Here is a 24,185-nt window from a genome sequence, read left to right on the forward strand (position 1 = left end):
GCCGCGCATGCACGTGCCCGTTTGACATCCCGGTGTACCAGGCGCACCCCCGTGCCTGGATCAACCAAGGAGTCTCTTCTGCCGATGAAACATCAAACTCACCTGACGGCCATGCCGCTCGGGCAGCTGGACATCTTCGCGATGCTCGATGCCGTCGATGCTCAGCCCGCCGCGGCGGCCAGGCCTGCGGCGTCGCCCCTGCCGGCCGGCGCCTACGTCATCCGCTCCGAAAGCGAGCGCGGCTACTGGTCCAACGAGATCGGCTGGGTCTACGACGTGGCCAGCGCCACGCCGTTCCTGCCGCGCCAGGCCTGTGGTGCAACGCTGGCGCAGTGGCGCGCGGACGGCAAGCCCATCACCAGTGCCTCCGGTCACTGGATGTGGATTGCACGATCCGGCGGCTTGTCCGGACACCGCGGCGCCGACTTCGACGGCCCGTTCCGCACCGAAGCCGACGCCCTGGAAGCCGCGATCGCAACCGTCGGCCTGGCCTCGCCGGGCATGACCCAACTGGACGCCGAGTACGTCCTGGCCAACAGCGCCACGGATTACCCGCTGGATGCTTGAACCCACGCAAGGCCCGCCGCACACCACGGCGGGCCTTTTCCTTTGCCTGGTGACGTAGGTCTTCGCGTGCTGCATCCCGACCTGCAAGGCGCAATGGTGCGCCAGCTCAACCGGAGACCCACATGAGCAACGAAACGGAAGTGAAGACGATGACCGCAGTGACCCCCAATGACATCACGCAGGTGCAGGTCGAGCACTGGGAGTCGCCGAAGTACGGTGGCGACAACGAGCGCGCCGGCGGCGAGCCGTTCACGATGGAGATGATCGACCACCGCGTGGTGAGCGGCCAGCTGCTGGTGAACCTCGCGCCCGTCGACGGAGACGTGGACGACATGCTGTCCGCAGCCTTCGAGGTGGCCTCGGCGCCGGGCAGCAACGATCCGGTGCAGGCAATCAGCCTCTACATGGACAGCGAACACGTCGCGCTGCGCCTGTACAAGCAAGGCAACCAGGTGCTGATCGTGCCCGGCAACGCCGAGGTCCAACTGCTTCCCACGCGTCTTCCCGACGGTGGCCACGGCTGGATACTGCGCTAACCCGACGCCCGCCGCGCTCCACATGGACCGGCGGGCTTTTACTTTCGGGGCCCAGAAACCACAACGCCGGCGTGAGCCGGCGTCTGGTCGCAAGTGCCGGTAGCAAGCCGGCTTAATCCCAACAGGAGAAACATTGTTCGGGGAGGTCATCTCCCGTCCCAATGAGCGCTATTAGAGCACAGCGATCAGTCCAACGCAACCGTCTTATGTTCGCGTGTTAGGTTTGCAACGTCGCCCGCACTCTTGTGCGCGCGCGTGCTGCATCACCACACGTCAGGCTAGCCGCAAGCTGGCCATCCCATCGCCCTTTCGCGCACTCGAGTGTAGTGCCGCGAAAGCGGCCGCACAGGGTGGGTGAAGGGGTCTTTTCCTTCCTTTTTCTCACAGGAGAGATCCCCATGGAAATCGTCAAGAAGTCCGTCGCCGACGTGTTCGGCATCAACGACGCTGCGTTCGCGAAGACCGCGGTCAAGGTGTTCCCGTCCACCCCGGACACGCCGAAGTCGACCCCCGACTTCATCTTCGTGGCGGACACGCTGCGTCGCATGATGGTCTGGGCGGCATCGGTCTCGCTGCCGGCCGGTCACTTCGGCGCGCAGATGAAGCGCAACCTGATGGTCTACGGACCGACGGGCTGCGGCAAGACCAAGCTGATCCAGGAGTTCTGCGCCCGCACGGGCCGCTCGCTGTTCCGCTTCCAGTGCAACGAAGACACGGAGCCGTCGGCGCTGTTCGGTACCTGGAAGCTCTGCCGCCCCATCGTCAAGGAGGAGGTGGCGGAGGACGCAGGGATCATCGAGCGCGGCATCGCCGGCATCGCCAGGTCGATCGAGAAGCTGGCAGTCGCCATCAAGAAGTCGACGGGCGTCGGCCCCGAGATGACCTTCGTGGACGGCCCGGTCCTGCGCTGGGCACGCACACCGAACTCGGTGCTGCTGCTCGACGAGAAGGACCAGCTGCTGCCGTCGGTGGCCATGAGCCTGAACGGCGTGCTGGACGGCGACGACATCGTGGTGCCGGAAACCGGTGAGCGGATCACGCCGGCACCGGGCTGCCTCATCGCAGCGACCGGCAACACGAACGGCCGCGGCTCCGCAGGCGGAAACGGTGGAAGCGCAGCCCTCTACAAGGGGGTGAAGCGCCAGAACATCGCGACGCTGGACCGCTACTTCGTGATCGAGGCGCACTACCTGTCCGAGGCCGAGGAGAAGCAGCTGCTGATGAAGCAGGTGCGCATCCCCGAGGCGGCGGCAGAAGCGATGGCGAAGCTGGCTTCGTCGATCCGCAAGCGCTTCCTGGGCCTCAACGAGGATCCGGGCGGCGGCGCGGCGCCGATGGAGTTCACGATCACGACGCGCAACCTGCTGAACTGGGGCATGAGCTACTCGCTGCTGGCCAACACCGGCATGTCGTCGCAGCTCGCCTTCAAGGAGGGGCTGCGCATGACGCTGCTGGACTTCGGCTCCGCCGATGAACGCAAGGCGGTCGAAGACGCCTGGGACAACATCGTCGGCACGGCTGCGTGATGAGCGTCAAGCTGTTCGTACATCCGAACCCTGGGCAGTCCGTGCCCAAGGTCTGGGGGTATCGACCTGTCGGCGCGCACTTCGAAGTCTTCTGGGGCTCGGTCAACAAGACGTGGCAATCCAAGCCTCAGTCGCGTGACAAGGCCCTGAAGACAGAAGACGAGAAGGTGCGTGGCGGCTACGTCCTGGTGGGCAGCTTCTCCAGCTACGACAAGGCAAGGAGGGTGTGCGATTGCTGGCCCAACCGGCAGTCATACGCCTACGACCCGAAGGACAACGACGCACGCCTGGTGGCTCTGGCCTACCAGCAGCTGGGCTTCTCGCCGCAGCAAGTCGCCACCCCAAAGGCTCAGCCACCGGCACCCCCTGCCGCGAAGCCTGCCCCCAGGCGGAAAGCCGAGTTCTTCAAGCAGATCGATGCCCAGGTAAAGACTGGCGACGACGGCTTTGAACTCAGCTTCTAACCCCACGACCCCGGCACGCACTGCGCGCTGGGGTCTTCTTTTTTCTCCGCATCTCCCCTTACGCGTTCATGTTGGCGCGCGTATTGGTCCGCGTGAAGCATATCCAGGTACCAGAGCACGCCGGCTCTCGCAAAGCCGGGTCTTCCACATGTCGCAACCAACCAGGAGCGGCGCCATCGCAAGGCGCTGATTGACACCATGGGCACTCCCCAAGCTCTCGAATCCAACCTGAATCCTGTCGACCTTCGTTGTGGCCCCGCCGCAGCGAACGATCCCGACTTGCAGGCGTCCGAGTTCTTGGCGGGCGTCGATGCGGTCGAGCTCGAGGTCGAAGTGATCGAGTTGTGATCTTCCCCTCGCCACAGGCCCGCCGGTTCACCCCGGCGGGCTTTGTGCTTTCTGGGCGCGCCACATACGCGTCCACGTGCTGCATCTCCGATGGCAATTGCGCAACTGCGGCCCGCAAGCCGCTCAACCCTAGGAGATTCCACGTGGAAACCATGAATGTTCTGAATGAAATGGTGCTTGTCGACTTCATCGTCGGCGGAAGCACCGGAGAGAAGACCACCGCCGCGGACGACTTCATGCGTGAAGTCGGCAAGATGCTGCCCAAGGGCGCGTTCTCGTGGGTGTCGAAGTACCGCACCCTCGCCAAGCGCGAGATCCTGAAGGTCGGCGTGGCACGCCGCGTCAACAACCGCGTTCGCGGCTACTTCGTCGAGCTGAAGTCGGCGCCGGCGCTGACGGACAAGCTGAAGGTGATCAAGACCGACTTCCTCAAGGAGAAGGCCGAGTTCCTGCAGAAGCTGCCGACGATCGTCAACGACTGGGCCAGCCACCCGGACAACCAGGCGGCAACCAAGGGCGGCACGCTGCGCGCGGATCTGATCCGCTTGCACGCGCCCTCCGTGGCGGACCTGGACCGGGTTCTCTCGTTCGACGTTTCGGCCATCCAGCTGCAGCAGACGAGCTTCTTCGGCGAGGACGACGCCCTGAAGACCGAGGTCAACGGCCTGGTCGGACAGGCGGCGCTCGAGATCGCCGAGGACGTCAAGAAGTCCTGGAAGGGTCCGGCCGGCGGCCGCACGAGCTCGCGAGTGCTCGGCCTGGTCCGTCGCATCCGGAACAAGGCCAACGCCGTCGCGGTGCTGTCGCCCAAGTTCGAGAACCTGCGTCGCATGTGCGATGACGTGCTGCAAAGCGCGCCGGGCGAAGGCCTGATCGAGGGCATCGCCTTCCTGCAGGTCTCGGCTCTGCTGGGCTTCTGCACGGAACCGGAGAACATCCTCGCTGACCAGGCGATCGACTTCGACCCGCTCGACGTGGAAGCCCCGGCCGAAACTCAAGCGGCTGCTGCCGAAGCCGAAGCGGGCGTCGACACCCAGCAGCAGCTGGGCATCGAAACCGTGGAAGCCGAGGCGATCGTCGCCGCCGAAACCGCCGCCGTCGCGGAGGATCACGCCGCCAGCGAGGCAGCCGAAGAAACGACCGAATCGGTCCAGACCGACACGCCTGTGTTCGAGTTCTGACCCATGCAAAACGCCCGGATCCTCACGGATTCCGGGCGTTCTTCTTTGCCCTGCTCAGGGCGCGGGCCGGTGGGCTCCGCAGATCCTGCTCTGCCTTACTCGGCGATCTCGATCTTGGTCGCCTTGAGGAAGGAGCGGTGGCTGATCTGCTCGTACAGCGTGGCCAGCAGCACCTTGGTGCGATCCGGCATCTCGTCCCACTCCTTCTTGCTCGGTGCGAGGGCGAGCCACTTCGGATCGGTGCGCATGAATTCGATCATGCGCTCCAGATCGCCGGGCAGGTGCTTGTAGACGACGAAGTCGGCGCTGGTGAAGTGGTCGGCGAGCACGTAGACCTGGATCAGCGGGATCTCCAGGAACTCGGCCAGGCGCTGGAGCTTGTCCTTCGGCAGTGCGCTGATGCGCCGGTTGCCGTTGGTCATCGAGTTCCAGTAGATGGAGGTGATCCCCATCAGGTCGGCGACGTAGCGCTCGGGCAGGTCGCGGTCGAGCAGCGTCTTGCGAATCAGGTTGATCAGTCGCGTACCGACGATGGTGCGCGGGCCTTCCTCGGCCACGTCACCTTCCTCCGGAGCTTCGGCACGCGGCTTTGCGCGCGCGACGCGCGTCTTCTTGGCTGCCGGTTGTGCGGTCTTGGCCATGTGTCTCTCCGTGAGCTGCGCGCCTCGCTGGAATGCGTGGCTTCAGACGCGGCCCTTCAGTCCTAGTGATTCGGATACTAGCACCATATTGGGAAGTGTGCCAGTACCACGTTTCCGCCCCCCTTGCATCAGGTGTGGCTCGATGACCACGCGCCTGTTGCGTCCGCGCACTTCACGTAATGCGCCATGTTCGATTTCTGCACTGCTTGCGTTCTCTGTACGTGTTATGTATTATCCGCAAACGCTGACCCTTAAACGATCGCCCAGCGATCACAGACTGATTGAAGGAAATCTGACATGTTGACCATGGACGCCAAGCGCAACGCCGAGTCCTACGCCTACCCGAACGGCATGCTGAACACCGGCTGGATCGCCGGCGTGCTGCGTCTGCCGGACCCCGCCAACGGCATCTGCTACATCCAGCAGACCCGCAGCGAGAACCACATGCTGCCCATCCACTTCGACCCGAAGACGTCGCCGCTGCCGCGCGACCTGAAGGAGTGGGATCTGGTGATGGCCTACTGCCACGTTCACGGCGGCCGCGATGGCGACCAGCGCGTCGTCTCGCTCAAGAGCATCCGCTTCGAGGCGGCCAACGCTCTGCACATGGACAAGAAGTTCGCGACGGCGCTGCTGCAGAAGTGGGCGGTGCACGTGCACGAAGCGGCCAAGGACTCGGGCACGCCCGAAGCCATCCGCAAGCTGGGTGAGGCGCACGGCCAGCCCGACGCCGCGAGCCGCGTCGACTCGTTCGACTGGAAGGCGATGAAGATGAACCACAACGCCTCGAACCACGTTCGCCTGGCCGGCTTCATCGAGGCCAAATCGTTCGAGACGAACCGCGTCGGCCCGGACGGCAAGCAGATGAACGACCGCCTGGTCGTCCTGCTGCGCCAGACCGCCGATCCGGACCGCGCGATCGCCATCCGCTGGTACTCGCGCAATCTCAAGCCGCTGAGCGAGGCGCTGCAGCGCAAGATGCCGATCATCGTCACGGGCGAGTTCCGTCTCGACGTCAAGGCGATCGGTGCGCCGGACCCGGCCACCGGCATCGCGCCGGTGTCGAAGATCCCCTACATCCAGGCCAAGGACATCCCGCAGCCGGTCCTGCCGGGCTCGGACGCGATCCGCGTCGTCCCGCACTGGCTCAGCACGATGCTCAGCCGCGACGCCGAGCTGGCGCCGCAGGCGGCGGTCGGCGAGGCCCCGGCGGCGGCGCCGGTCGTGAACTCCGAGGCGGCCAAGATGTTCGCCGCGACGTTCGCCGCCGCCGAGAAGAAGGGTGATGCCAATGGCTGACATCTGCGACATGGCCGCCGACCGCATGGAGGTCGAGGCCGACTTCCAGGCGCGCATCGCGGCGCAGCGCGCGGCAACGCGCGAGCTCGAGCCGAACGGCTTCTGCCACAACCCGCTGTGCGGCCTGGATCTGTTCGAGGCCGACGGCAGCCCCTCGAGCGTCAGGCTGTTCTGCGACGCGCACTGCTCCGCGGAGTACGAGCGCGCCAAGCACACCAAGCGCCGGCCCTCCTGATCGCCGCGCCGGCGGCTGCCCAGCAGGCCGCCCTCTCGAGGGCGGCTTTCGTTTCCTTCTGACGACCGAGAAGCATCCCCTTCCGATGGGAAAACTCCTGATCATTGCCGAGAAGCCCTCTGTCGCTCGCGACATCGCTGTGGCCCTCGGCGGCTTTGCCAAGAACGATCGCTGGCTCGAGAGCAACGACGCGGTCGTGTCATCGGCTCTTGGCCACCTGGTCGAGATCTACGCGCCCGAGGCGGAGACGACCGGTCGTGACCTCTCCAGTCTGCCCGTGATCCCCGCTGCCTTCGCGCTGCGCGAGATCCCTGGGCGTGAAGACCAGTTCCGGCTGCTGAGCAAGCTGCTCAAGCGGCCCGACATCGACGCCATCGTCAACGCCTGCGACGCGGGGCGCGAGGGCGAGCTGATCTTCCGCCTGATCTATGAGCACGCGGGCTGCCGCAAACCGATCAAGAGGATGTGGCTGCAGTCGATGACCGCGGACGCGATCCGCGATGCCTTCCGCGGCATGCGGCCGGGGAAGGACTTCGACGCGTTGGCCGCAGCTGCGCGCAGCCGTAGCGAGGCCGACTGGATCGTTGGCATCAACGGCTCGCGCGGCATCACTCGCCTGCGCGAACGCCAGACTTCCGGGCCCGGGTCAATGAACGCCGGACGCGTGCAGACGCCCACGCTGGCGATCGTCGTGGACCTGGAGAACCGCCTGCGCAACTTCGTGGCGAAGGACTACTGGGAAGTGCATGGCACCTTCTCGGTGGCCGCCGGCACCTACATCGGCCGCTGGTTCGACCCGAACGCGAAGACCAACGGCTCGGACGATCCGCCGGAGCGGCTGTGGGACCGCGCGCGCGCACAGGCCATCGTGGCCAAGTGCGCCGGCCAGGACCCGAGCGACGTTCAGGAGGAATCGAAGCCCTCGCTGTCGCATCCGCCCAAGCTCTACGACCTGACCTCGCTGCAGCGCGAGGCGAACAAGCGCTTCGGTCTGTCTGCCAAGCGCACGCTTGACATCGCGCAGGCCCTGTACGAGAAGCACAAGGTCACCACCTACCCGCGGACGAACTCGTCGGCCTTGCCCGAGGACTACGTGCCCAAGGCGATCGGCACGATGCGCGACTTCGCCGGCACGCCCTTCGAGAAGCACGCCACGAAGGCGCTCGACCAGGGCTGGGTGCGGCCCGACAAGCGCATCTTCAACAACGCCAAGATCACTGACCACTTCGCGATCATCCCCACCGGCAAGAAGCCCGAAGGACTCAGCGCCGAGGAGGCCAAGGTCTACGAGATGGTGGCCAAGCGATTCATTGCCGCCTTCTACCCGCCGGCCGAGTACCGCGCCACGACGCGCATCACGACCGTGGCCAGCGAGCTGTTCAAGTCGACCGGCCGCGTACTGATCCACCAGGGCTGGCTCGAGGTCTACGGCGCCAGCCTGGACGATGACGACAAGACGCCGGCGCTGACCGAGTTCGTGCCGGGCGAGGCCGTCAAGACCGACAAGATCGAGCTCAAGACGCTCAAGACCAAGCCGCCGGTGCGCTTCACGGAAGCCACGCTGCTGGGCGCGATGGAGAACGCCGGCAAGCTGGTCGACGAGGACGACCTGCGCGACGCCATGAAGGAATGCGGCCTGGGCACGCCGGCCACGCGCGCGGCGATCATCGAAGGCCTGCTCGCCGACAAGGACGGCGCCGGACGCGCCAAGGAGCCCTACCTGACTCGGGAGGGCAAGCAGCTCGTCCCGTCGCAGAAGGGCATGGACCTGATCGCCTTCCTGAACGCCAACGGCGTGCAGTCTCTGACGTCGCCGAAGATGACCGGCGACTGGGAGCAGAAGCTGCTCAAGATGGAGCAGGGTGCCTATGCGCGCGACGCCTTCATGGCGGAGATCTCCACGCTGACCCGCGACCTGATCGACGTCGTGCGCAAACAGGCGGCGCTGGTCAAGCTGCCGACCACGAACACGCCGTGCCCCAAGTGCGGCGGCGCGCTCGGCGTCGGCCCCCGGGTCATCGAGTGCCAGGCCGCCTGCGGCTTCACGCTGTGGCGCACGATCGCAGACCGCGCGCTGTCGATGCCGGAGGTCGAGAAGCTGCTGGCCGAGCGCGAGCTGGGCCCTCTCGAGGGCTTCCTGAGCCGATCGAAGAAGCGCTTCACCGCTGGCCTGCGCATGAACGACGAGTTCAAGATCGAGTTCTCGTTCGACAACGCGGCCGTCACTACCGATGCCAGCGGGAACGAGGTGACATGCCCGAAGTGCAGCCAGAGCATGCGCCGCATCAGCGGCAAGAACGGCTACTTCTGGTCCTGCTCCGACCGCGAGTCCTGCAAGACGACCCTGGACGACGTCGACGGCAACCCGGCCGAGCCGCCGAAGACCAAGCCGTGCCCCAGCTGTCAGCGGCCCATGTTCCTGCGCAGCGGCGGCCGCGGGCCCTTCTGGGGCTGCAGCGGCTACCGCGACGGCGACTGCAAGACGATCGTTGAAGCGGAGGAGGGCGAGGTCGCGCCCCCGCCCCGCGGCGGCGGCAAGGCCAAGCCTGGCGCGAAGGCGCGCGGTAAGCCCGCCGGAGCCAAGACCACCGGAGCACGTCGCCCTGCGGCCGGCTCTTCCCCGAAGGGCCACTTCCTCTGATCGGTGGCCTGAAAGGACTTCCTCGTGCGAAAGAACAACCCCATCCTCAGCTCCGCCCTGATCGTCTTCTCGTTCTGGTGGTGCTTCTTCACGCTGCGCGACTTCAGCATGTCCCCGCTGGAGGTGATCCGCAACTGGGCCTACATCGGCTACTCGATGCGCTTGTGGATGATCGGCCTGGTCGCCGGCATCGGCGCCGGCGCGTGGTACATCTGGTTCAAGCGGACTAAGGTCGAAGAGGCTCTGAAGGGCGTGAAGGCGCGTGGGATGGTTTCGACGCTGGGCTCTGTGCCCTCGCCGTCGATTGCGCCACCGCGCGCGCCGAGCGCCAAGACGCGCCTGCCGTTGAATTCGCCGCTGGTGGTCCAGTGGATGAATCGTGCCAAGGAGGAGCATCCCGAGCACCTGGCGCTCTTCCTTGCTGTATGGGACGTCTATTCGATCCACAGAAGCTGGCCCGCAAGCCATCGCCCGGGCGGACACGGCGATCGTCGGCTTTGGCAGCACTGCCTCGGCGTAGTCGAGACCGCGCTCACGCTGGCGCCGAACTGGAAGTACGACGGCGTCTACGTGAAGTCGCGCGGCCGCAAGCCTCGCCGCATCATTTCGCCGAGCCGGCCTGATTTCGAGTTCGATCCCAATGACCCGTTGATCCCCATCCTGGCGCTGGCGCACGACATCGGCAAGCTGGAGGCCTACAAGCTGCAGCCGGACGGGTCCGTCGTCACTTCGGAAACGGGCTCAACGCAAGACCATGACGACATCGGTGTGCATCACGATGCCTTGGGCGCTCGCATCCTGGCCCGCCTGCCGGAGTTCTGGGGGCTGCCGGCCGCGGAGCGTCGCATCTTGAACTTGGTCATCGCACACTACCACCACCCGAGCGCGTTCCCAGTCGACAAGGACGGTCTCAGCGTCGACGACCGCACGACCGCGCTGCTCGAGTTCCTGATCCTGTCCGACAAGCGCACCGGAATGGAAGAGGCCGGCCTCACTCAGGACGACGTCGACAACGAGATCACGGAAGATGAGAGCGCCGATCTCTACCGAGCCTTCGTGGAGATCGTGACTGAGCATGGCCGCATCAACGGCATCCATGGCGACTCGAAGGCCGACAAGCACTTCATGATCGGCAGCAAGCACGACGGCCTCATCGTCGTTCAAGAGCTTCCGCTGCGCAATCTGCTGCTGGCCAAGCTCGGCCAGGCGATCGGCAACGGGGATGCGAAGTACCGCATCACTCGCAACCTACTGGCGATCCTCATCGAGAAAGGCTTGCTCTACACCAAGGACAAGGGCGCCGACCTCACACGCTACGCGCCGATGTGGGAGATCTCGCAGCGCCGCACGAAGGACGGCGGCTTCATCTGCACGTGGAAGCCGGTCATCATCTTCAAGCCCACGCCGACGACTCGCGAGCTCGACGTCCTGGTCTCCCTGCAGGAGAAGAAGGCGCGCCTGCGTATCGACAAGCCGCTCTTTACCCACAACCCCAACATTCGCGACCACCAGGCGCTCCGCGCAATGCTGCGCGCGACATGGGGTGACGAGGTGGCCGACTCCTACAAGTTCAACAAGGCAGGCCAGGAGGAAGAAGGTGCTGACTCGGCGGAGGCTCTGCCCGCGGCCGCGCCGGCGCCAGCCGCTCAGGCTCCCGAACCTCAGGCTGCGCCAACCGCTGCGGCGGTCGCTGCAACCGCAGCGCCGACGACCGTCGCTGTGCCACCGGCCGCTCCCGTCCCTGCCGCGGCACCGCAGCCCGCGGAGCCCGCGCTTGCGCCCGCGCCCGCGCCCGAAGCCGATCCATCGAGCGCGGTTGCCGATACGTCTCCGCCCTTCGATGTTGATGCCAGCGATCTGCCGACGGCAACAGGGGAGCCCGACGTCCTGGAAGCCGAGGGCAGCGATGATGTTCGTCAAGCCGCTGACGACGCTGTCGGCTCGGCGGATGATCTCTTCGACGGATTCGGCGCTGAAGCCGCTGAACTTGCTCCCGCCGTTGCTCCGCCTCCTGCTGTCCCGTCGCGCGACCTGGGCATGAGCCCGCGCGACGCACAGATGCTGGCCAGCCTACGCGGCGCCGAATCCCCAACCTCGCTCGTGCCGGCTGTCGAAGGTGTCGCAATCCGCGACGAAGATGCTCAGCGCGGCCGCGACCTGGGGCGCAGCGCGAAGGACAAGGACGCCCTGAAGCTGCTGCGCAGCGGGGCTACCGGTGCCGCGGCAATCGCGCCACCACCTCGCAAGGGCAGGGGCGCCGACATGCCCACGCTCGCGCAGCTGCAAGCGATGGTGGCCTCCGGCCGCATCCCGGTCGCAGGTGTTCACGAGGGGCACCACATGATCCTCCGCCGCGACCTGGAGCGCGCAGTTCCCCAGAAGGGCATCTTCGGCCACCTGAAAGACACGCTGCAGCTTCCGGTGCACAGCTCCGGCGACACGGGCGTTGACTTCATCGGCATCCCCGTGGTGTCCGCACCAGCTGGGGCCTGATCGTGGCGCAGCTCATTCGCGCTACCAGCCCCAAGACCCAGATGCCCGAGATCGCGGCCTGGATCGAGGAGCTGCGCGCGAGCCTGGGCGCCGAGATGATCGACAAGGCGATGCGCAATGGCCTGAAGAACGGCGGCTTTTGGGCGATCGAAGATGGCTTCGTTGTCGGCCAGCCCCCACCGGACGCCATCCGACGCGCCCAGGAAGATCTCGACATGCGTGAGCGCGCCGATCGCGACGCTGCTTAGCTCCTTGCGCCGCCGAAACGCCAACGCCCCTCAAGGCGGAAGCATCTCGTAGGTTCCATCCGGCGCCTGGGCGCCAGGCTGCGGTCTGTCCGCTCTTGGATTTGCCTCGCCGCCCGTGTGCGCCGGGCGCTCAGAGGTGTGTAGCACCCAGGTTTGCGCCTGGTCGCGCCGCGTCAGTTCGTCGCGCTCGATGCCGTTGAGGATGAGTCGATCGACGTCGGCGTAGATGAGCTGCGCCTCGATGAGCCTGGGGAACACGTCGTGCCCGCGCTGGGTGAAGAACCTGGCCACCCGGACGGTTCTGCCGAGCCAGTCGTCGCGTTCCTCGCGCAGCTCCATCTGCCCTTCGGCCCAGGAAAGGGCGTGCAGTTGCCACCGCGGTATCGGCTTCCCTTCTCGCCGCGCTCGATAGGCCCAAAAGCGAAGCATGGACGAAGGGTTGGCTGATTGAGCGCTGAAGCTGTACGGATTCACAGTATGCGCCAGCGATGGTGCGCGCGAAGGCCCGGCAGGACTCGGCAATATAAGCAAGGCGATCCCTCGCCAACCATCAAAACGGCTGCCCAGAACAGGGCGACGCTTTGCTTATACTGGCGACTCTGTCGAAGGAGGGGCCTCGTGTCCACGAGCTCGAGCCGCCAACAACAACAAGGTGGTGATGAAGTCGACGGCTCCGTCCCGCCCAGGCCGGGCCAAGCTGACCTCGCCGAGCAGCGGTCACTCTGGCTGCTGCACCCCCGCGACGCGGCGCTCCAGTGGCTCAAGACTCGACCGGGGCGGGCGCTCAGATCGCACTCGCTTGACCAATACGCTGCGATGCTGGCCGCCGCGCCGGCCTGGTGGTCGAGCCCGCGTGACGGGGCAGGGCGGACAGGTCGATCCACCGCGACCCTGCTGAACGCCGACGCCATCGACATCAACGACTTCCTCGCGAGCCGCGGGCGGCGCAAAGAAGACGAGACGCTGAAGGCATCGCTCAACACCCACCGGCGCTACCTGGTCCTGCTTGACTCGCTGTTCGACCACCTGGTCGAGATCGGGCTGCGCCGCGACAACCCGGCCAAGGACCTGCTGAAGAACCCCGACCTCGCAAACCCCGCGCGTGGCACGCCTATGTTCCTGCCGGCCTGGCGCGCCGAGGAGTACATCGCCGCCGTTCGCGCCGAGCCGGTCGAGACTTGGCGCCAGCGCCGCGACCGCGCGCTTCGCCTGATCTTTCTGGCCACCGGGATCACGCTCGAGGAGGCGCGCTCCCTACGCGCGATCGATGTCTACTTCGGCCGGCCTGACGCACCCGCTGGAGATCGCAGCGATGCCCCCAGGCTCAGCATCGCCGCCCACGGCAGCGTCGCCGCGCGCTCCGTCCCCATGCCCAGCTGGTTCGTCGACGATCTGCGCGCCTGGCTGAAGGACCGCGACGATCTCGTGATCGACCGCCAGGGCGGCGCGGACGAGGTCGAGCGGCAGCGAGCTCGCTTCCAAGCGCAGCCGGTCTTCTTCTCGACGCAACAAGACGATGGCGATCTGCGGCCGCTCACCGACGTCGAGATCTACGAGATCGTGACCGTCACCCTGCGTGCTGTTGGCCACAACGTTGCTCGCATGGGCCCGCACACCCTGCGCAACACGTTCGCGATCCGCCAGATGGACCACGGCGTGAAGGATGAGACCATCCGGCGCTGGATGGGCCTGCGCACCAACTTCACGCTCGACTCGCTGCGCAAGCAGGTGCCTCTGGCCGCTGGCGAGACCGTGTATTGACGGCCGCCCGGCGCCCTTACACAGGCGCGTAAGGCGCCGCGCGCCGCGGATAAGCCTTTGCACCGCGCCCTCAGCAGCACGCTAAGTCGTTGATCCGTAGCGACTTTCAGCGCGCCTCGAAAAAAAGTCGGATTCCACTGTTGCGGTTCTAGATTCTTTGTGTATGATTGCGACGTGTTGTGCTTCAGATCGAAGCCAACCAAACCAACCCAACCCTCCATCAAAGGAAATCTCTCCCATGAAGATCAAGTTCCAGCCCCGCAAGCAAGGTGGCTTCATCAACGGCATGCTGATGATCGGCATCGCGCTGCTGGCCGTCGTGGTCGGCGCCATCGCCATGGCCAGCTCGGGTGCGAACACCGACATCTCGACCCAGAAGACCAAGACGACCGCCTCGGTCGGCCTGAAGCGCATGGCCGACGCCGTCGAAGCGTTCCAGATCTCGGCCGCCGACGTGGGCATCGCCGCCGCCGAAGCCGCCGTGGTCGTGCCGGCCATGCCGAAGGGCTTCCAGTCGTCGACCACCGACCCGGTCATCTACGCCGCGAAGCACTTCGAGGTGCCGAACGTCGACGCCGACGTGTGCGCCGCGGTCAACAAGACGCTGGGCGTCGACGCCGCTCCGGCCACGGTCGCCGCCCTGGGCACCGCGAAGGAAGCGTGCACCGGCGACAACGTCTACGTGCGCGTCGTCCGCGACTAAGCACCGCTGGCCTCGCTGGGCTCTCCGTGAGTCCAGCGAATCTCTTCCCTGGTGGCGCGTCGAGGCTCTGACTTCGCCGCGCCACTCTCACGTCTGAACGCCAACATAACTCTTACCATGAAGACTCAACGCGGTTTCGTCAACGGGATGCTGATGATCGGCATCGCCCTCATCGCGCTGATCGCCGGCGCGGTTGTGCTTGCCACCCGTGGCGAAGTGCGCGACGTCGAGGCGGAAAAGGCCAAGGCCGCCGCTTCGGTGGTGGTCAAACGTGTCGTCGATCTGATCGAGGACCATCGAATCAAGGTCGCCAACGGCGACACCAAAATGGGCCAGGGTTTCCTGAGCTCTGTCGAGAACGACATCCCGCTGTGGCCGAAGGAAGTCTTCGCTGGCGCCCGCGGCGCCGTGAACGAGGGCACCGTGACCTACGTCACCGGCGTCAACGAAGAGTTCTGCCAGACCCTCAACGACACGATGCAGGTCAGCGGCATCCCGACGCCCGAAGGGGCGCCGATCGATCGCATCTCTTGCGTCGCCGTGGATGACGGCGCGTAAAGCAAACAACCGAACGGTCAACACCCCATGCGAACCAAACCCCGTCGCGCCGCGTTCCTGCTGGCGCCCCTGACGCTTGCGCTGCTGTCCGGCTGCGCCAGCATCCTCCCCGGTCGTTCGACCGATTTCCCCGCTGACAAGCCTGTCGCAGGCCCGAACATTCCTTCCAGCGTTGCGGCGCAGGATCTTGTCGAGCTCCCAGTCCAGTCGGCCACCCTCGACATGCAGCCCGCCGAGCCGGACGACGCGCTCCCGAACACCCAGGTTCCACCCATCAGCGTGACCGGCGTCGGCTACATCGAGGCGCTGCGCCTTCTCCTGGAAGGCTCGTCCTACTCCCTGGCGGTCGCTGGCGATGTCCGCGCCTTCGAGGGCGTATCCGCCGGCTCGCTGCGCACACCTGCCGGCCCGTTGCGCGACGTCGTCGAGCAGCTCTCCAGGGGCGGCGGCTTCTTCCTCTCGGTGCGGGGCAACAAGGTAACCGCCTCCGCGACGAAGCGCTTCGTCATCGAGGTACCGAACCTGATGGACCAACCTGCGGCCGCCAACCTGCTGGCCTCGCTGCGCCGGCTCGGCGCGCGCGACGCCTATCTGGACGCGATCGGCAACACCATCACCTTCGAGGCATCGCGCTCCAGCTGGCAAGCCATCGACGGCTACCTGGCGCACATGCGTCGCTCCAAGCCCATGCTGGTCTACGAGGTGGAGGTCTACCAGGTCGAACTGACGGACACCACCAACAACGGCATCGGCTTCACCTCGCTGGCCAAGAACCTCGCTGGCGATCCGAACAACTGGTCCGTCGCGCGCGGCGGCACGGGAATCGGCTCGGCCTCGTTCGCGTTCGTCGGCAAGAACGTCACGATGGCGGCCGTCGTCGATCTGCTGCAGACGCAGGGCACCGTCTCGTCGTTGTCGCGCCCGCGCGTCGCGATGCTCTCCGGTTCGTCTTCGAAGTTCCGCGTTGGCCAGACGACGAAGTACGTCGCGAAGATCTCGCAGCAGAACACCGGCTCAGGCTCTGCGTCGACCACGACCACCTCGAGCGCCGACACCGACGAACTCAAGACCGGCTTCGAGCTCCAGATGAAGGGCGGGTACCAGGAGGGCTCGGTCTTCACCAACCTGAAGCTGACGATCTCCGAGCTGATCCGCTTCAACGACTTCGAGGCCTTCGGCACCAAGCTGCGTCTTCCCGACACCACCGAGCGCGAGATCGAGACGCTGGTTCGCGCGCGCCCGGGTGACCTCATCCTGCTCGGTGGCCTCGGCTCGACCAAGCAGAACGCCGGCCACGAGGCGGGCATCACCGGTGTCAACAAGAGCACCACCGCTTCGCGCTCCGAGATCGTCGTCGCGATGCGCCCGCGCGTCATCAGCTTCACGGCGGCCAAGGAAGCCCAGCAATGAACAGCCTGCACATGAAGACCTTGGCCGTCGCCCTGATGGCCGTCACCTATGCCTGCGGCGCGGCCGCGGCCGACCCCAAGAACCCGCTCGTGCGTCCGATCAAGGTCGCCCCGACCAAGGTGGACAGCGGCGGTCCCGCCGGCGCGCCTTCGGGCCTGCCTCCGCCGCCCAGCGCGTCGCCGGCACTGAACGCGGCGCTGCCGGGCGACGGCGCAAACCCGGTCGAGCGTGTTGCAGAACACCTCTCGCCGATGCGCGTCGTGGTCACCGTCGGTGATCGCGCGATCCTGCGCGGCGCGCTCGGCAAGACGGGCAACCTGGCCCTGACCTCCAGCGATGGCGCGTCGAAGTTGCCAGCCGGCGCTGTTGCGCCTGGCGCTCCGGCCCCCGCCAGTCAGCTCGACCCCAGCAAGCCGTCGCCAGACCGCTCGGTCACCGTCGTCAACGGTGAGGTGTTCCAGTTGGCCGATGGCGTGTGGATTCGTCCGGTCGTTTCTGGCTCGAGCGTGAAGCTGTTCTACCAGGCATCCGCCAAGGACAAGGGCTCCGAGGCGCTGGTCTACTCGTCCTCCGTCGAGATCGCCAGCGCGATCGCTGCCCCGCTCCCGGACACCAAGCCGGAGGAGGATGAGAAGAAGAAGGCGACCGCCAAATGAGCGTGCTCTCCATCCGAGACATCGAGGGCTCGCTGGATCAGCGGCTGGTCGAGGCCGCGCTTCGCGAGAAGAACGCCGTCACCGACCAGCAACTTGCCGTCGCGCTCGCCAAGCAGCGCGCACTGGCGGAAACCGGCGAACGCGCCGGGCTGTGCGAGATCCTGGTACGCGATCGTTTCCTCAGCCGGCCCGCCGCGCTCGAGTTCGTCCAAGGCCTGGCCAACGCCGAGATCGATGCGGCGGACGAGATCCTGACCGACGAGATCTGCGACCGCTACGCCGTGCGGCCGCTGCAGGTGGTGGGTGGCGTGCTTCACCTGGCGGCCGTCAAGCCGCTGCTGCCGGCCCAGCTCGACGTCATCCGCGCGACCGCCAAGGTGCGCCTGAATGACATCAAGGTGGTTCCCGTCGCCCGACTTGATCACCAGGCGCACCGTCGGCGCGTCGCCGCGACCGGCGTGACGCTGCCCGAGGCGCTCGCGCGCCTCAAGCGGGAGGAGGTGAGCAGCGAAGGCCTGCGTGCCGTGATCGACGCGCTCTTGACGGAGGCATCCCTCCAGCGCGCCAGCGACATCCACATCGACTGCCAGCCCGACCCCAACTCGTGGATCAGCTTCCGCGTCGACGGAAAGCTGCGCCAGTACGCCCCGGTTCCAGAGCGCGTGATGGCGGCGATCTTCACCCGACTGAAGACGCTCGGCGGCATGGATGCCAGCGACAAGCTGCGCCCGCAGGACGGCCGCATCACCCACATCCACAAGGGTCGCCAGATCGACCTTCGCATGGCTTCACAGCCTATCATCGGCGGCGAGACGATCACCCTGCGGCTGCTCGACCCCGACTCGCTGCCTTCGATCTCGCAGCTGTTCGCCGGCCAACCCGAGATGGCCGAGTTCTTCACCGGCCTGGCCCGGTTCAACGGCAAGAACGGCGGCCTGGTGCTGATCTCCGGCCCGACCGGCTCGGGCAAGACCGCAACGCTTTACACGCTGCTGCAGCGCTTCGAGCGCGATCGCTTCAATGTGATCACGGTCGAGGACCCGGTGGAGTACACCGTGTCCTTCGCGCGGCAGATCCAACTGAACCAGATCCTGAAGCAGCGGGCCGTCGACATCGAGAGCTCGCTGCTGCGGCACGACCCGGACGTCATCGTGTTCGGCGAGGTGCGCAACTACGACATGGCGCTGGCCGTGCTGAAGCTCGCCGAGTCCGGGCACATGGTCCTCGCGACCATCCACGCCGGCAGCGCGATGCAGACCTACGAGCGCTTCCTGTCGTTCTTCCCACAGGAAGCCAAGGGCGACGCAGCCTACATCCTCGGCCACTATCTGCGCACGATCATCAACCAGCGTCTGGTGCCTCGCCTGTGCAAGTGCGCCGAGCCGGTCGCGCCGGGGGCTTCCGAGAAGGTGGCTGTGGGCTGCCCCGCGTGCGATCACACCGGCTACATCGGCCGCGTCGTCGCGCACGACTCGGTTCTCCTGCCAAGCGACGAGGCGCGCCGCGCACCGATCGCCAAGGCCATCGCGGATGCCGGCTCCCGCCTCGACGGCGCACTCAGCTGCGACGGCGCACGCCACATCTCGCGTAGCGAGGTGCTGTCATCGCTGCTCAAGGCTGGCGCGATTGACGAAGCGACACTGCGTCGCGTGATGGAGGGCTGAGATGGAAGCAATCGCGGACTACACCGTCGTCTACCTGCTCCCTTCGGCCGAAGGGCCGACCGCGTCGCCGGAACCCGCGTCTCCTGGCATGTACCGTCACGAGAGCAAGTTCCGCGCGCGCGGCGAAGACGACATCGTGCGCCAGGTCGTGTTGAAGGGCGGCACGGTGATCTCGATGACGCGCGACCGGCCGGTCAACAGCTGGATGCATTCGGTTCCCAAGGAGTACAAGCGCCAGCTGCTGCAGGCAACCACCTTCAGCTGCCGTGGCGGCATGTCGCCTGGGCGCGCGCTCCAGTCGGTCATCGAAAACGAGACCGGGCCGCTGCGTGCCCGCCTCGAGCCGGCGCTGTCGATCCTCACCTCGGGCGGCTCCTGCTACGAGGCTATCAAGGCGATCGATCTGTACGACGAGACGACGCTGGCGATCATCGAATCCGGGGAGCTCACCGGCACGATCGTCGACGCCCTGGAGACGGCCGCCAAGCACCAGGACGGTCGAGCAGCCGAGCAGAAGATCATGTTCGGCGCCGTCACCTGGACGCTGATGGACATCCTGTTCTCCATCAGCGGCATCGCCGGCAACATCTGGGGGATGCTCCCGCAGGCCGAGTCGTCGATGCAGAACGTCGGCCCCGAGGCTGCCGAACGCGTCGAGCGGGCCATCCACATGGCCTACGTCATCAACTGGGCGCTGCTGTTCGGCACCTTCCTGATGCTCGGCCTGTTCGCCTATTGCGCGCTCGGCGTGATGAGCAAGAACTCCAAGTGGCGCTCCGGCGCGGACAAGGCGTTGCAGAAGATCCCGTTCTTCAACGCCGCGGTGCTGGAATCCGCCATCGCTTCCTCTTGCACGGTGGCCAACTCGCTCGTGAAGGGCGGCGTGTCGCTGATCACGGTCTCCGACATCGCCTCGCGCTCGACTCGGAACTGGCAGGTTCGCCTGTTCTGGGATGGCGTGATGCGCAAGCTGAACCAGGGCGAGACGATCGCGCGCTGCTTCGCGACGACGACGCTGTTCACCAATGCAGAGCGGCTGCTGCTGGTCTCGCACACCAGCCGCGAGCAGCTCGCCGACACGTTCGGCCAGGTCGCGGCGCAGCGTCGACTTCGCGCCGAGGCTGCGGCGAAGAAGTTCAGCGCCTTCGCATTCTTCGGCTCGCTGATCTACTCGTCGCTCGCCGTGTGCGTGACGCTATGGGTCAGCTACCTGCAGTATTCGGCCATGATGGCCAGCAACAACTCGCTCGGATGATCGACCGCGCTGCTGGTGCCGCACTTCGAGGCATCCGCACTGGCAGCGCGCCCGCGTACACGTTCACTCGCTCAATCCGCCTTGCTCGTATGTGTACGTGTGATGTATCATTCAGTGTCTAACTAGGATCACGAGACCCATGTCTTCGCTTTCGTTCGAGTCCCTGTACGGGTCAATGATCGCCGGTTCGGTGCCTGTGCACGCCGGAGATGTGGAGCAGAGCGTGGCCTACGCGGCCGCGGACGCTCTCGACACCCGCGCGGTGCACTACCACTACTTTCGCGCCAAGGATGCGCCGAAGGCCTACTACTTCGCCGTGCCGTCGAAGGCGCTCGCGTCGCACTCCGACGCACGCACCCCCCTGACGGCCGCGATCCCGGGGTCTCCGGAACATCTTGGCGACGGCGCCTACCTGATCGCTGACGGCAGCTTGGCCGCGGTGGCGATCAGCGTCGACGGCGACCTGCGGCTGCTGATGAACACCCGAGACGTCATCGAGCGCCACCTGACCGAGATCGGTGTGCCGGTTCACGACGTCAGCCACGCCGTTGGTGGCGAGCTGAGCTCGAGCCTCTCACGCGGCCGCCGCGCCTCCGACAAGCTGGCCGGCATCGCCTCGAAGGCCTCCATCTTCACGCTTGGCGTCACCGTGTTCGCCGCCTTCCTTCTCAGCCTCGCGAACGGCTACCTCAATGCGAAGGTCCAGGACGGCTACCGCGAGCGCTCGCAAGCGCTGGCCAAGGTGGTCGAGGAGCTGAACTTCAGCTCGCCCCTGAGCCAGCAGGTCTACCGGCTGCACAGCCTTGCCGCCGTCGCCATCCAGGGCAAGGGCTGGGTCGAGAAGTTCGAGTACCGGGGAGGTGTCACGTCCTACGAGCTGGGCGTCCAGCCTTCGGCCCGAGATGAGGCTATGAAACGCCTTGGAGTCGGCCATCAGGCCGAGGAGCGCGGCGACTTCGTGGTGATCTCGTACAGCGACAGCAAGCCGGCGGCCCCGGCCGTCGCGAAGGCCGCCAGCGCCGCCGAGCCGGCCGCTTCCACCCCGGCCGGCCGTTCCACCAAGGTCGCCCAGCTGACCGCTCAGAAGGAGAAGTCCAAGTGAAGCTGTCCTCGCGAAAGATCGCCGACATGAAGTCGACGTTCCTCCACTACCCGGCTGTTGCCATCGTGCTGATCGCGGCCGCTCTGGCGAGTTCGGCTTTCGCTGCCTTCGCAGGGAAGGAGTTCGCTCATTCTCTGCGCACCCACAACCTGATGTCGCCCGATGCCAAGAAGGGCCTGATCAAGCTGACGAAGCAACCGGTGCCGCCGGCCGACGTGGCCTCCCTCGTGTCCGTCCTGAAGGAGAACCATCCCTCACTGGACATCGCGAGCTCGGCCGCTCCCGGCAGCCTGGTGATCACCGCCGGATCGGCAGACGACTACCGCGAGTGGATCACCGCTCTCGGAACGATCCAGGGTGCCGGCAAGGCGGGCTCGGTCTGGATGGCGACCGAGCTGTGCGTCGGCTCCTGCGGTGGGCAGGCCATGCGTGCCGAGATCCAGGGCATCTCGCAGTCCGTCAGCAAGGGGAGCTGAGCGTGACTCAGCGCAGAAGCAGCGGGTTCGTTCTCGGCCTTCTTGTCGCAGCACTTGCTGTGGCATCGATCGCGGCCTTGGCGCTCACGGCGAAGCGGTTCGAAGACCAGACGCAGCGCGCCTGGATGAAGAATACCGCCGACCTGCTGGCATCCCAGGCATCTACGATCGAGCGAGCAATTCTCCGGTGCGGCGAGGCATATCCCTCCGGCCTCAACAACGATCCCGCCGCGCCTGCTTCCACCAAGATGTTCCCAGCCAGTAGCGGGACGCTTGCCGGTGTACGGTGCCCAGGCGCTGCCGAGCAGGCTGCGCAGATTTTTTCCGGCCGAGATGGTGCATTCGTCTATCAGCTGCCGGGCGTCGACTTTGGCCCTTGGACTTTCTCGAACACGTCAGCTGGACTCATTGCCTCGATCGAGGCGAAATCACAGCGAGCGATAGACGCAACCCGCGCGGCTGCGCGGCAGTCTGAAGCAGACCTCCGTTTCGACGGCCATATGGCCCAAGTTGTGATTACCCCGGCGGCGGCGCCCGGTACCGGTTCAGGCGACGGTACCTCGGGCGCGCCACCAGCCACACAGCCACCCCCGGCCTCTGGTGGCGCTATCGAGTGTGGCTCGAAGCCGAAGCAGACCAAGCCGCCAATGGATCACGGCAAGTACGCCGAGCTTGTGCACCAATGGAATGAGTGCAAGAAAGCCAGCAAGGATCGATGAAGCACTTCAAACCGATTCGACGCGGAGTCCGGCTCGACAGCCAGGACGGCTTCGTGGCCGCCTATCTCCTCTTCGCGATCGCCCTGTTTTCGTTGGTAGCGTGGGCTGCGTCGCAAATGATCGACGCCAACTCGCAGCTGCGCTGGATCAGCACGACGGCCGACTCGATCTACGAGCAGGCGCAGCTGACGCGCAAAGTCGTGATCGATTGCGGCACAACCTACCCCGCCGGCGTGAACGGCGATGCGCAGTCGCTCTCGTACTACAAGAAGTACCCGGGCGGCAACGCGAGCCTCAGCTCGATCCAGTGCCCCGGCGCGCCGGCGGGCCAGCAGAGTCTGCTGTCCGGCCGCGACGGCGTGTTTCTCGGCAAGCTCTCTCCCGACTTCACGGCCTGGTCCTACTCGAACAATTCCGCGGGCATCACGATCTCGCTGCGCGCCACTTCGTCACGCGGCGTCGAAGCACTTGCGAGGGTCTCCAGGCGGATCGGCTCTACCGAATCCATTCTCTCCGGTGATCAGCTGACATTCATCGTGGCCGCGCCATAGCGCCCTCGACCATGCGGCAGGAGGCCCGCTGGTGGGAAGTCCCCAGCGGGCTTTATCCTTGGTGCCCCAAAGTTGAGCACGGGAAAAAGATGGCCACCAAGACGTACTCAAAACTGATGAGGCAGATTGCCAAGCTGCAGCAGGAAGCGGAGGCAATCCGGCAGCGCGAGATTCAGGGTGTTGTCGCCCGAATTCGCGAGGCAATAGAGCACTACCAATTGACCGCCTCCGATCTCGGCTTTGGAGGCCCCAAACGCGGGCGTGGCGCTGCTCGCAGCAAGGTGCCCGTCAAAGGTAAGGCCAAGCCCGCGGTTGGACGCGTTCGATTCCGTGACGCCAACGGCAACTCCTGGACCGGCCACGGCCGGCGTCCCAAGTGGTTCGTCGACGCGATCGCTGCCGGTGCGACGCCCGAATCACTCTCGGTGAAGTAACTCCAACCTGGCTCTGCCATGGCGTAGCCATAGCGCACGTATGGCGACGCCAGGCACCCCTGGAATGGCCGGTGTTCGCTTCCGAACCTGTAACAAGCGCCCCTTCTCACGTTACAAACTACGGCCGACAATGCCTGCGTTTTCGTTCCCGCAGAGGAGCGCATGAATGCATTTGTCCACCTGATAGGCCTTGATCCTCTGGACGAGGCGGCCACCGACCCCTCTACGCTTGACGAAGCCGTGCGCGACCGGATGTTCCGGTTCGGCGCTTTCTCGCTCTCCGTCGTCGTTCTGATCTACGTCGCGATCCACATCATCGACGCCCGCTGGCGCGCACTCGGTGCCGATGCGCTCCTCCTGACCGCGATCTTCCTTTGTGCGGTGTACGACAGGCTCACGCGAAACCACTTCATCGCGCTGAACGCCATGAACCTGAGCCTGTTCGTGATCGTGTGCTACCAGGGCTACCTTCAGGGCCTGTTGAACACGTCGGCGTTTTGGTGGCTCTCGGTGCTTCCGTTCATTGCGATCGTCTCGGGCGCGCGCGTGCTGGCCGCGGTCCAACTGACCGCGTTCGTCGCGCTGGCTGGGGTCCCCTTGTTTTCGGTGCCAAAAGTGACGGTACGCCTCTGCCCGTAGAGCCAGCATTGGCGCGGGGTTCGCTTTCAGACCGCGCGCAAGTGCTTGTCAGGCAATGAGTTCCTGTTGGTCCTCCGA

Annotated in this window: 26 protein-coding genes; 24 read left to right on the plus strand and 2 right to left on the minus strand. The window is 65.8% G+C overall.

The window, feature by feature from the left end; translation table 11 throughout:
* The first annotated feature begins 84 nt into the window (after nucleotides 1–84).
* The 6 genes from MPE_RS21445 (at nucleotide 85) to MPE_RS21465 (ending at nucleotide 4,622) form a co-directional block, all read left to right on the plus strand.
* On the plus strand, nucleotides 85–567 hold the full coding sequence (locus MPE_RS21445; RefSeq protein ID WP_011831755.1) for a hypothetical protein: 483 nt from the start codon (nucleotides 85–87) through the stop codon (nucleotides 565–567).
* Nucleotides 568–689: 122 nt separating this feature from the next.
* Nucleotides 690–1,103, plus strand: a complete 414-nt coding sequence (locus tag MPE_RS21450; protein ID WP_011831756.1) for a hypothetical protein — start codon at nucleotides 690–692, stop codon at nucleotides 1,101–1,103.
* 398 nt (nucleotides 1,104–1,501) lie between these two features.
* Complete coding sequence (locus MPE_RS21455; RefSeq protein ID WP_011831757.1) at nucleotides 1,502–2,629, plus strand: AAA family ATPase; 1,128 nt, start codon at nucleotides 1,502–1,504, stop codon at nucleotides 2,627–2,629.
* Nucleotides 2,629–3,093 carry a hypothetical protein gene (locus tag MPE_RS21460; RefSeq protein ID WP_011831758.1) on the plus strand — a complete coding sequence of 155 codons (465 nt, stop codon included), beginning with the start codon at nucleotides 2,629–2,631 and terminating at the stop codon, nucleotides 3,091–3,093. Before MPE_RS21455 ends, MPE_RS21460 begins: the two co-directional genes overlap by 1 nt.
* Before the next feature lie 198 nt (nucleotides 3,094–3,291).
* On the plus strand, nucleotides 3,292–3,441 hold the full coding sequence (locus MPE_RS24390) for a hypothetical protein (RefSeq protein WP_158304648.1): 150 nt from the start codon (nucleotides 3,292–3,294) through the stop codon (nucleotides 3,439–3,441).
* On the plus strand, nucleotides 3,438–4,622 hold the full coding sequence (locus tag MPE_RS21465; protein WP_193373404.1) for a DUF3150 domain-containing protein: 1,185 nt from the start codon (nucleotides 3,438–3,440) through the stop codon (nucleotides 4,620–4,622). Before MPE_RS24390 ends, MPE_RS21465 begins: the two co-directional genes overlap by 4 nt.
* Before the next feature lie 95 nt (nucleotides 4,623–4,717).
* Here MPE_RS21465 and MPE_RS21470 read toward each other — a convergent pair whose 3' ends face one another.
* Entirely contained in the window at nucleotides 4,718–5,263 is a 546-nt protein-coding gene (locus MPE_RS21470) for a helix-turn-helix domain-containing protein (RefSeq protein ID WP_011831761.1), read from the minus strand.
* Nucleotides 5,264–5,560: 297 nt separating this feature from the next.
* Between MPE_RS21470 and MPE_RS21475 the strand changes: the two genes are divergently transcribed.
* From MPE_RS21475 to MPE_RS21495, 5 genes are all read left to right on the plus strand, one after another.
* Nucleotides 5,561–6,562 (plus strand): hypothetical protein, encoded by a 1,002-nt coding sequence (locus MPE_RS21475; protein ID WP_011831762.1) that lies wholly within the window; start codon nucleotides 5,561–5,563, stop codon nucleotides 6,560–6,562.
* On the plus strand, nucleotides 6,549–6,797 hold the full coding sequence (locus MPE_RS21480) for a hypothetical protein (protein WP_158304649.1): 249 nt from the start codon (nucleotides 6,549–6,551) through the stop codon (nucleotides 6,795–6,797). The genes MPE_RS21475 and MPE_RS21480 overlap by 14 nt, the downstream gene beginning before the upstream one ends.
* 85 nt (nucleotides 6,798–6,882) lie before the next feature.
* Entirely contained in the window at nucleotides 6,883–9,438 is a 2,556-nt protein-coding gene (locus tag MPE_RS21485; RefSeq protein WP_011831764.1) for a DNA topoisomerase 3, read from the plus strand.
* Between the two features lie 24 nt (nucleotides 9,439–9,462).
* Nucleotides 9,463–11,931 (plus strand): HD domain-containing protein, encoded by a 2,469-nt coding sequence (locus MPE_RS21490; RefSeq protein WP_011831765.1) that lies wholly within the window; start codon nucleotides 9,463–9,465, stop codon nucleotides 11,929–11,931.
* 41 nt (nucleotides 11,932–11,972) lie between these two features.
* Entirely contained in the window at nucleotides 11,973–12,179 is a 207-nt protein-coding gene (locus tag MPE_RS21495; RefSeq protein WP_049820965.1) for a hypothetical protein, read from the plus strand.
* Between the two features lie 30 nt (nucleotides 12,180–12,209).
* On the opposite strand, the gene MPE_RS21500 is transcribed toward MPE_RS21495, so the two are convergent.
* Complete coding sequence (locus MPE_RS21500) at nucleotides 12,210–12,518, minus strand: hypothetical protein (RefSeq protein ID WP_041930410.1); 309 nt, start codon at nucleotides 12,516–12,518, stop codon at nucleotides 12,210–12,212.
* Between the two features lie 279 nt (nucleotides 12,519–12,797).
* On the opposite strand from MPE_RS21500, the gene MPE_RS21505 reads away from it, so the two are divergent.
* The 13 genes from MPE_RS21505 to MPE_RS24395 all read left to right on the plus strand — a co-directional run bounded on the left by MPE_RS21505 (nucleotide 12,798) and on the right by MPE_RS24395 (nucleotide 24,107).
* The gene (locus MPE_RS21505; RefSeq protein ID WP_011831768.1) at nucleotides 12,798–13,940 is read left to right on the plus strand and encodes a tyrosine-type recombinase/integrase; all 1,143 of its coding nucleotides are present in this window, start codon (nucleotides 12,798–12,800) and stop codon (nucleotides 13,938–13,940) included.
* 238 nt (nucleotides 13,941–14,178) lie between these two features.
* Entirely contained in the window at nucleotides 14,179–14,643 is a 465-nt protein-coding gene (locus MPE_RS21510; RefSeq protein ID WP_011831769.1) for a hypothetical protein, read from the plus strand.
* Between the two features lie 117 nt (nucleotides 14,644–14,760).
* A complete protein-coding gene (locus MPE_RS21515; protein WP_148211118.1) occupies nucleotides 14,761–15,201 on the plus strand; it encodes a cell fusion protein in 441 nt (146 codons plus the stop codon).
* Between the two features lie 27 nt (nucleotides 15,202–15,228).
* Entirely contained in the window at nucleotides 15,229–16,611 is a 1,383-nt protein-coding gene (locus MPE_RS21520; RefSeq protein WP_011831771.1) for a secretin GspD/PilQ domain-containing protein, read from the plus strand.
* A complete protein-coding gene (locus tag MPE_RS21525) occupies nucleotides 16,608–17,267 on the plus strand; it encodes a hypothetical protein (RefSeq protein WP_011831772.1) in 660 nt (219 codons plus the stop codon). Before MPE_RS21520 ends, MPE_RS21525 begins: the two co-directional genes overlap by 4 nt.
* A complete protein-coding gene (locus MPE_RS21530) occupies nucleotides 17,264–18,931 on the plus strand; it encodes a GspE/PulE family protein (RefSeq protein ID WP_011831773.1) in 1,668 nt (555 codons plus the stop codon). The genes MPE_RS21525 and MPE_RS21530 overlap by 4 nt, the downstream gene beginning before the upstream one ends.
* A 1-nt stretch (nucleotide 18,932) precedes the next feature.
* Entirely contained in the window at nucleotides 18,933–20,186 is a 1,254-nt protein-coding gene (locus tag MPE_RS21535; RefSeq protein ID WP_011831774.1) for a type II secretion system F family protein, read from the plus strand.
* Nucleotides 20,187–20,325: 139 nt separating this feature from the next.
* Nucleotides 20,326–21,288 carry a hypothetical protein gene (locus tag MPE_RS21540; protein ID WP_011831775.1) on the plus strand — a complete coding sequence of 321 codons (963 nt, stop codon included), beginning with the start codon at nucleotides 20,326–20,328 and terminating at the stop codon, nucleotides 21,286–21,288.
* Entirely contained in the window at nucleotides 21,285–21,764 is a 480-nt protein-coding gene (locus MPE_RS21545) for a hypothetical protein (RefSeq protein WP_011831776.1), read from the plus strand. Before MPE_RS21540 ends, MPE_RS21545 begins: the two co-directional genes overlap by 4 nt.
* Before the next feature lie 2 nt (nucleotides 21,765–21,766).
* Complete coding sequence (locus MPE_RS23600) at nucleotides 21,767–22,483, plus strand: hypothetical protein (protein ID WP_011831777.1); 717 nt, start codon at nucleotides 21,767–21,769, stop codon at nucleotides 22,481–22,483.
* Nucleotides 22,480–23,034, plus strand: a complete 555-nt coding sequence (locus MPE_RS21550; RefSeq protein ID WP_011831778.1) for a hypothetical protein — start codon at nucleotides 22,480–22,482, stop codon at nucleotides 23,032–23,034. The genes MPE_RS23600 and MPE_RS21550 overlap by 4 nt, the downstream gene beginning before the upstream one ends.
* Before the next feature lie 89 nt (nucleotides 23,035–23,123).
* The gene (locus MPE_RS21555; protein ID WP_011831779.1) at nucleotides 23,124–23,468 is read left to right on the plus strand and encodes an H-NS histone family protein; all 345 of its coding nucleotides are present in this window, start codon (nucleotides 23,124–23,126) and stop codon (nucleotides 23,466–23,468) included.
* 162 nt (nucleotides 23,469–23,630) lie between these two features.
* The gene (locus tag MPE_RS24395) at nucleotides 23,631–24,107 is read left to right on the plus strand and encodes a hypothetical protein (protein ID WP_011831780.1); all 477 of its coding nucleotides are present in this window, start codon (nucleotides 23,631–23,633) and stop codon (nucleotides 24,105–24,107) included.
* The last annotated feature ends 78 nt before the right edge of the window (nucleotides 24,108–24,185 follow it).

Source organism: Methylibium petroleiphilum PM1 (genome assembly GCF_000015725.1).
Lineage (GTDB): Bacteria > Pseudomonadota > Gammaproteobacteria > Burkholderiales > Burkholderiaceae_C > Methylibium > Methylibium petroleiphilum.

Bases quoted from the DNA above. Each gene is read 5' to 3' on its own strand.
- MPE_RS21445 (WP_011831755.1), top strand. From the start codon at position 85: ATGAAACATCAAACTCACCTGACGGCCATGCCGCTCGGGCAGCTGGAC.
- MPE_RS21450 (WP_011831756.1), top strand. From the start codon at position 690: ATGAGCAACGAAACGGAAGTGAAGACGATGACCGCAGTGACCCCCAAT.
- MPE_RS21455 (WP_011831757.1), top strand. From the start codon at position 1,502: ATGGAAATCGTCAAGAAGTCCGTCGCCGACGTGTTCGGCATCAACGAC.
- MPE_RS21460 (WP_011831758.1), top strand. From the start codon at position 2,629: ATGAGCGTCAAGCTGTTCGTACATCCGAACCCTGGGCAGTCCGTGCCC.
- MPE_RS24390 (WP_158304648.1), top strand. From the start codon at position 3,292: ATGGGCACTCCCCAAGCTCTCGAATCCAACCTGAATCCTGTCGACCTT.
- MPE_RS21470 (WP_011831761.1), bottom strand. From the start codon at position 5,263: ATGGCCAAGACCGCACAACCGGCAGCCAAGAAGACGCGCGTCGCGCGC.
- MPE_RS21475 (WP_011831762.1), top strand. From the start codon at position 5,561: ATGTTGACCATGGACGCCAAGCGCAACGCCGAGTCCTACGCCTACCCG.
- MPE_RS21480 (WP_158304649.1), top strand. From the start codon at position 6,549: ATGCCAATGGCTGACATCTGCGACATGGCCGCCGACCGCATGGAGGTC.
- MPE_RS21485 (WP_011831764.1), top strand. From the start codon at position 6,883: ATGGGAAAACTCCTGATCATTGCCGAGAAGCCCTCTGTCGCTCGCGAC.
- MPE_RS21495 (WP_049820965.1), top strand. From the start codon at position 11,973: ATGCCCGAGATCGCGGCCTGGATCGAGGAGCTGCGCGCGAGCCTGGGC.
- MPE_RS21500 (WP_041930410.1), bottom strand. From the start codon at position 12,518: ATGGAGCTGCGCGAGGAACGCGACGACTGGCTCGGCAGAACCGTCCGG.
- MPE_RS21510 (WP_011831769.1), top strand. From the start codon at position 14,179: ATGAAGATCAAGTTCCAGCCCCGCAAGCAAGGTGGCTTCATCAACGGC.
- MPE_RS21515 (WP_148211118.1), top strand. From the start codon at position 14,761: ATGAAGACTCAACGCGGTTTCGTCAACGGGATGCTGATGATCGGCATC.
- MPE_RS21520 (WP_011831771.1), top strand. From the start codon at position 15,229: ATGCGAACCAAACCCCGTCGCGCCGCGTTCCTGCTGGCGCCCCTGACG.
- MPE_RS21525 (WP_011831772.1), top strand. From the start codon at position 16,608: ATGAACAGCCTGCACATGAAGACCTTGGCCGTCGCCCTGATGGCCGTC.
- MPE_RS21530 (WP_011831773.1), top strand. From the start codon at position 17,264: ATGAGCGTGCTCTCCATCCGAGACATCGAGGGCTCGCTGGATCAGCGG.
- MPE_RS21535 (WP_011831774.1), top strand. From the start codon at position 18,933: ATGGAAGCAATCGCGGACTACACCGTCGTCTACCTGCTCCCTTCGGCC.
- MPE_RS21540 (WP_011831775.1), top strand. From the start codon at position 20,326: ATGTCTTCGCTTTCGTTCGAGTCCCTGTACGGGTCAATGATCGCCGGT.
- MPE_RS21550 (WP_011831778.1), top strand. From the start codon at position 22,480: ATGAAGCACTTCAAACCGATTCGACGCGGAGTCCGGCTCGACAGCCAG.
- MPE_RS21555 (WP_011831779.1), top strand. From the start codon at position 23,124: ATGGCCACCAAGACGTACTCAAAACTGATGAGGCAGATTGCCAAGCTG.
- MPE_RS24395 (WP_011831780.1), top strand. From the start codon at position 23,631: ATGAATGCATTTGTCCACCTGATAGGCCTTGATCCTCTGGACGAGGCG.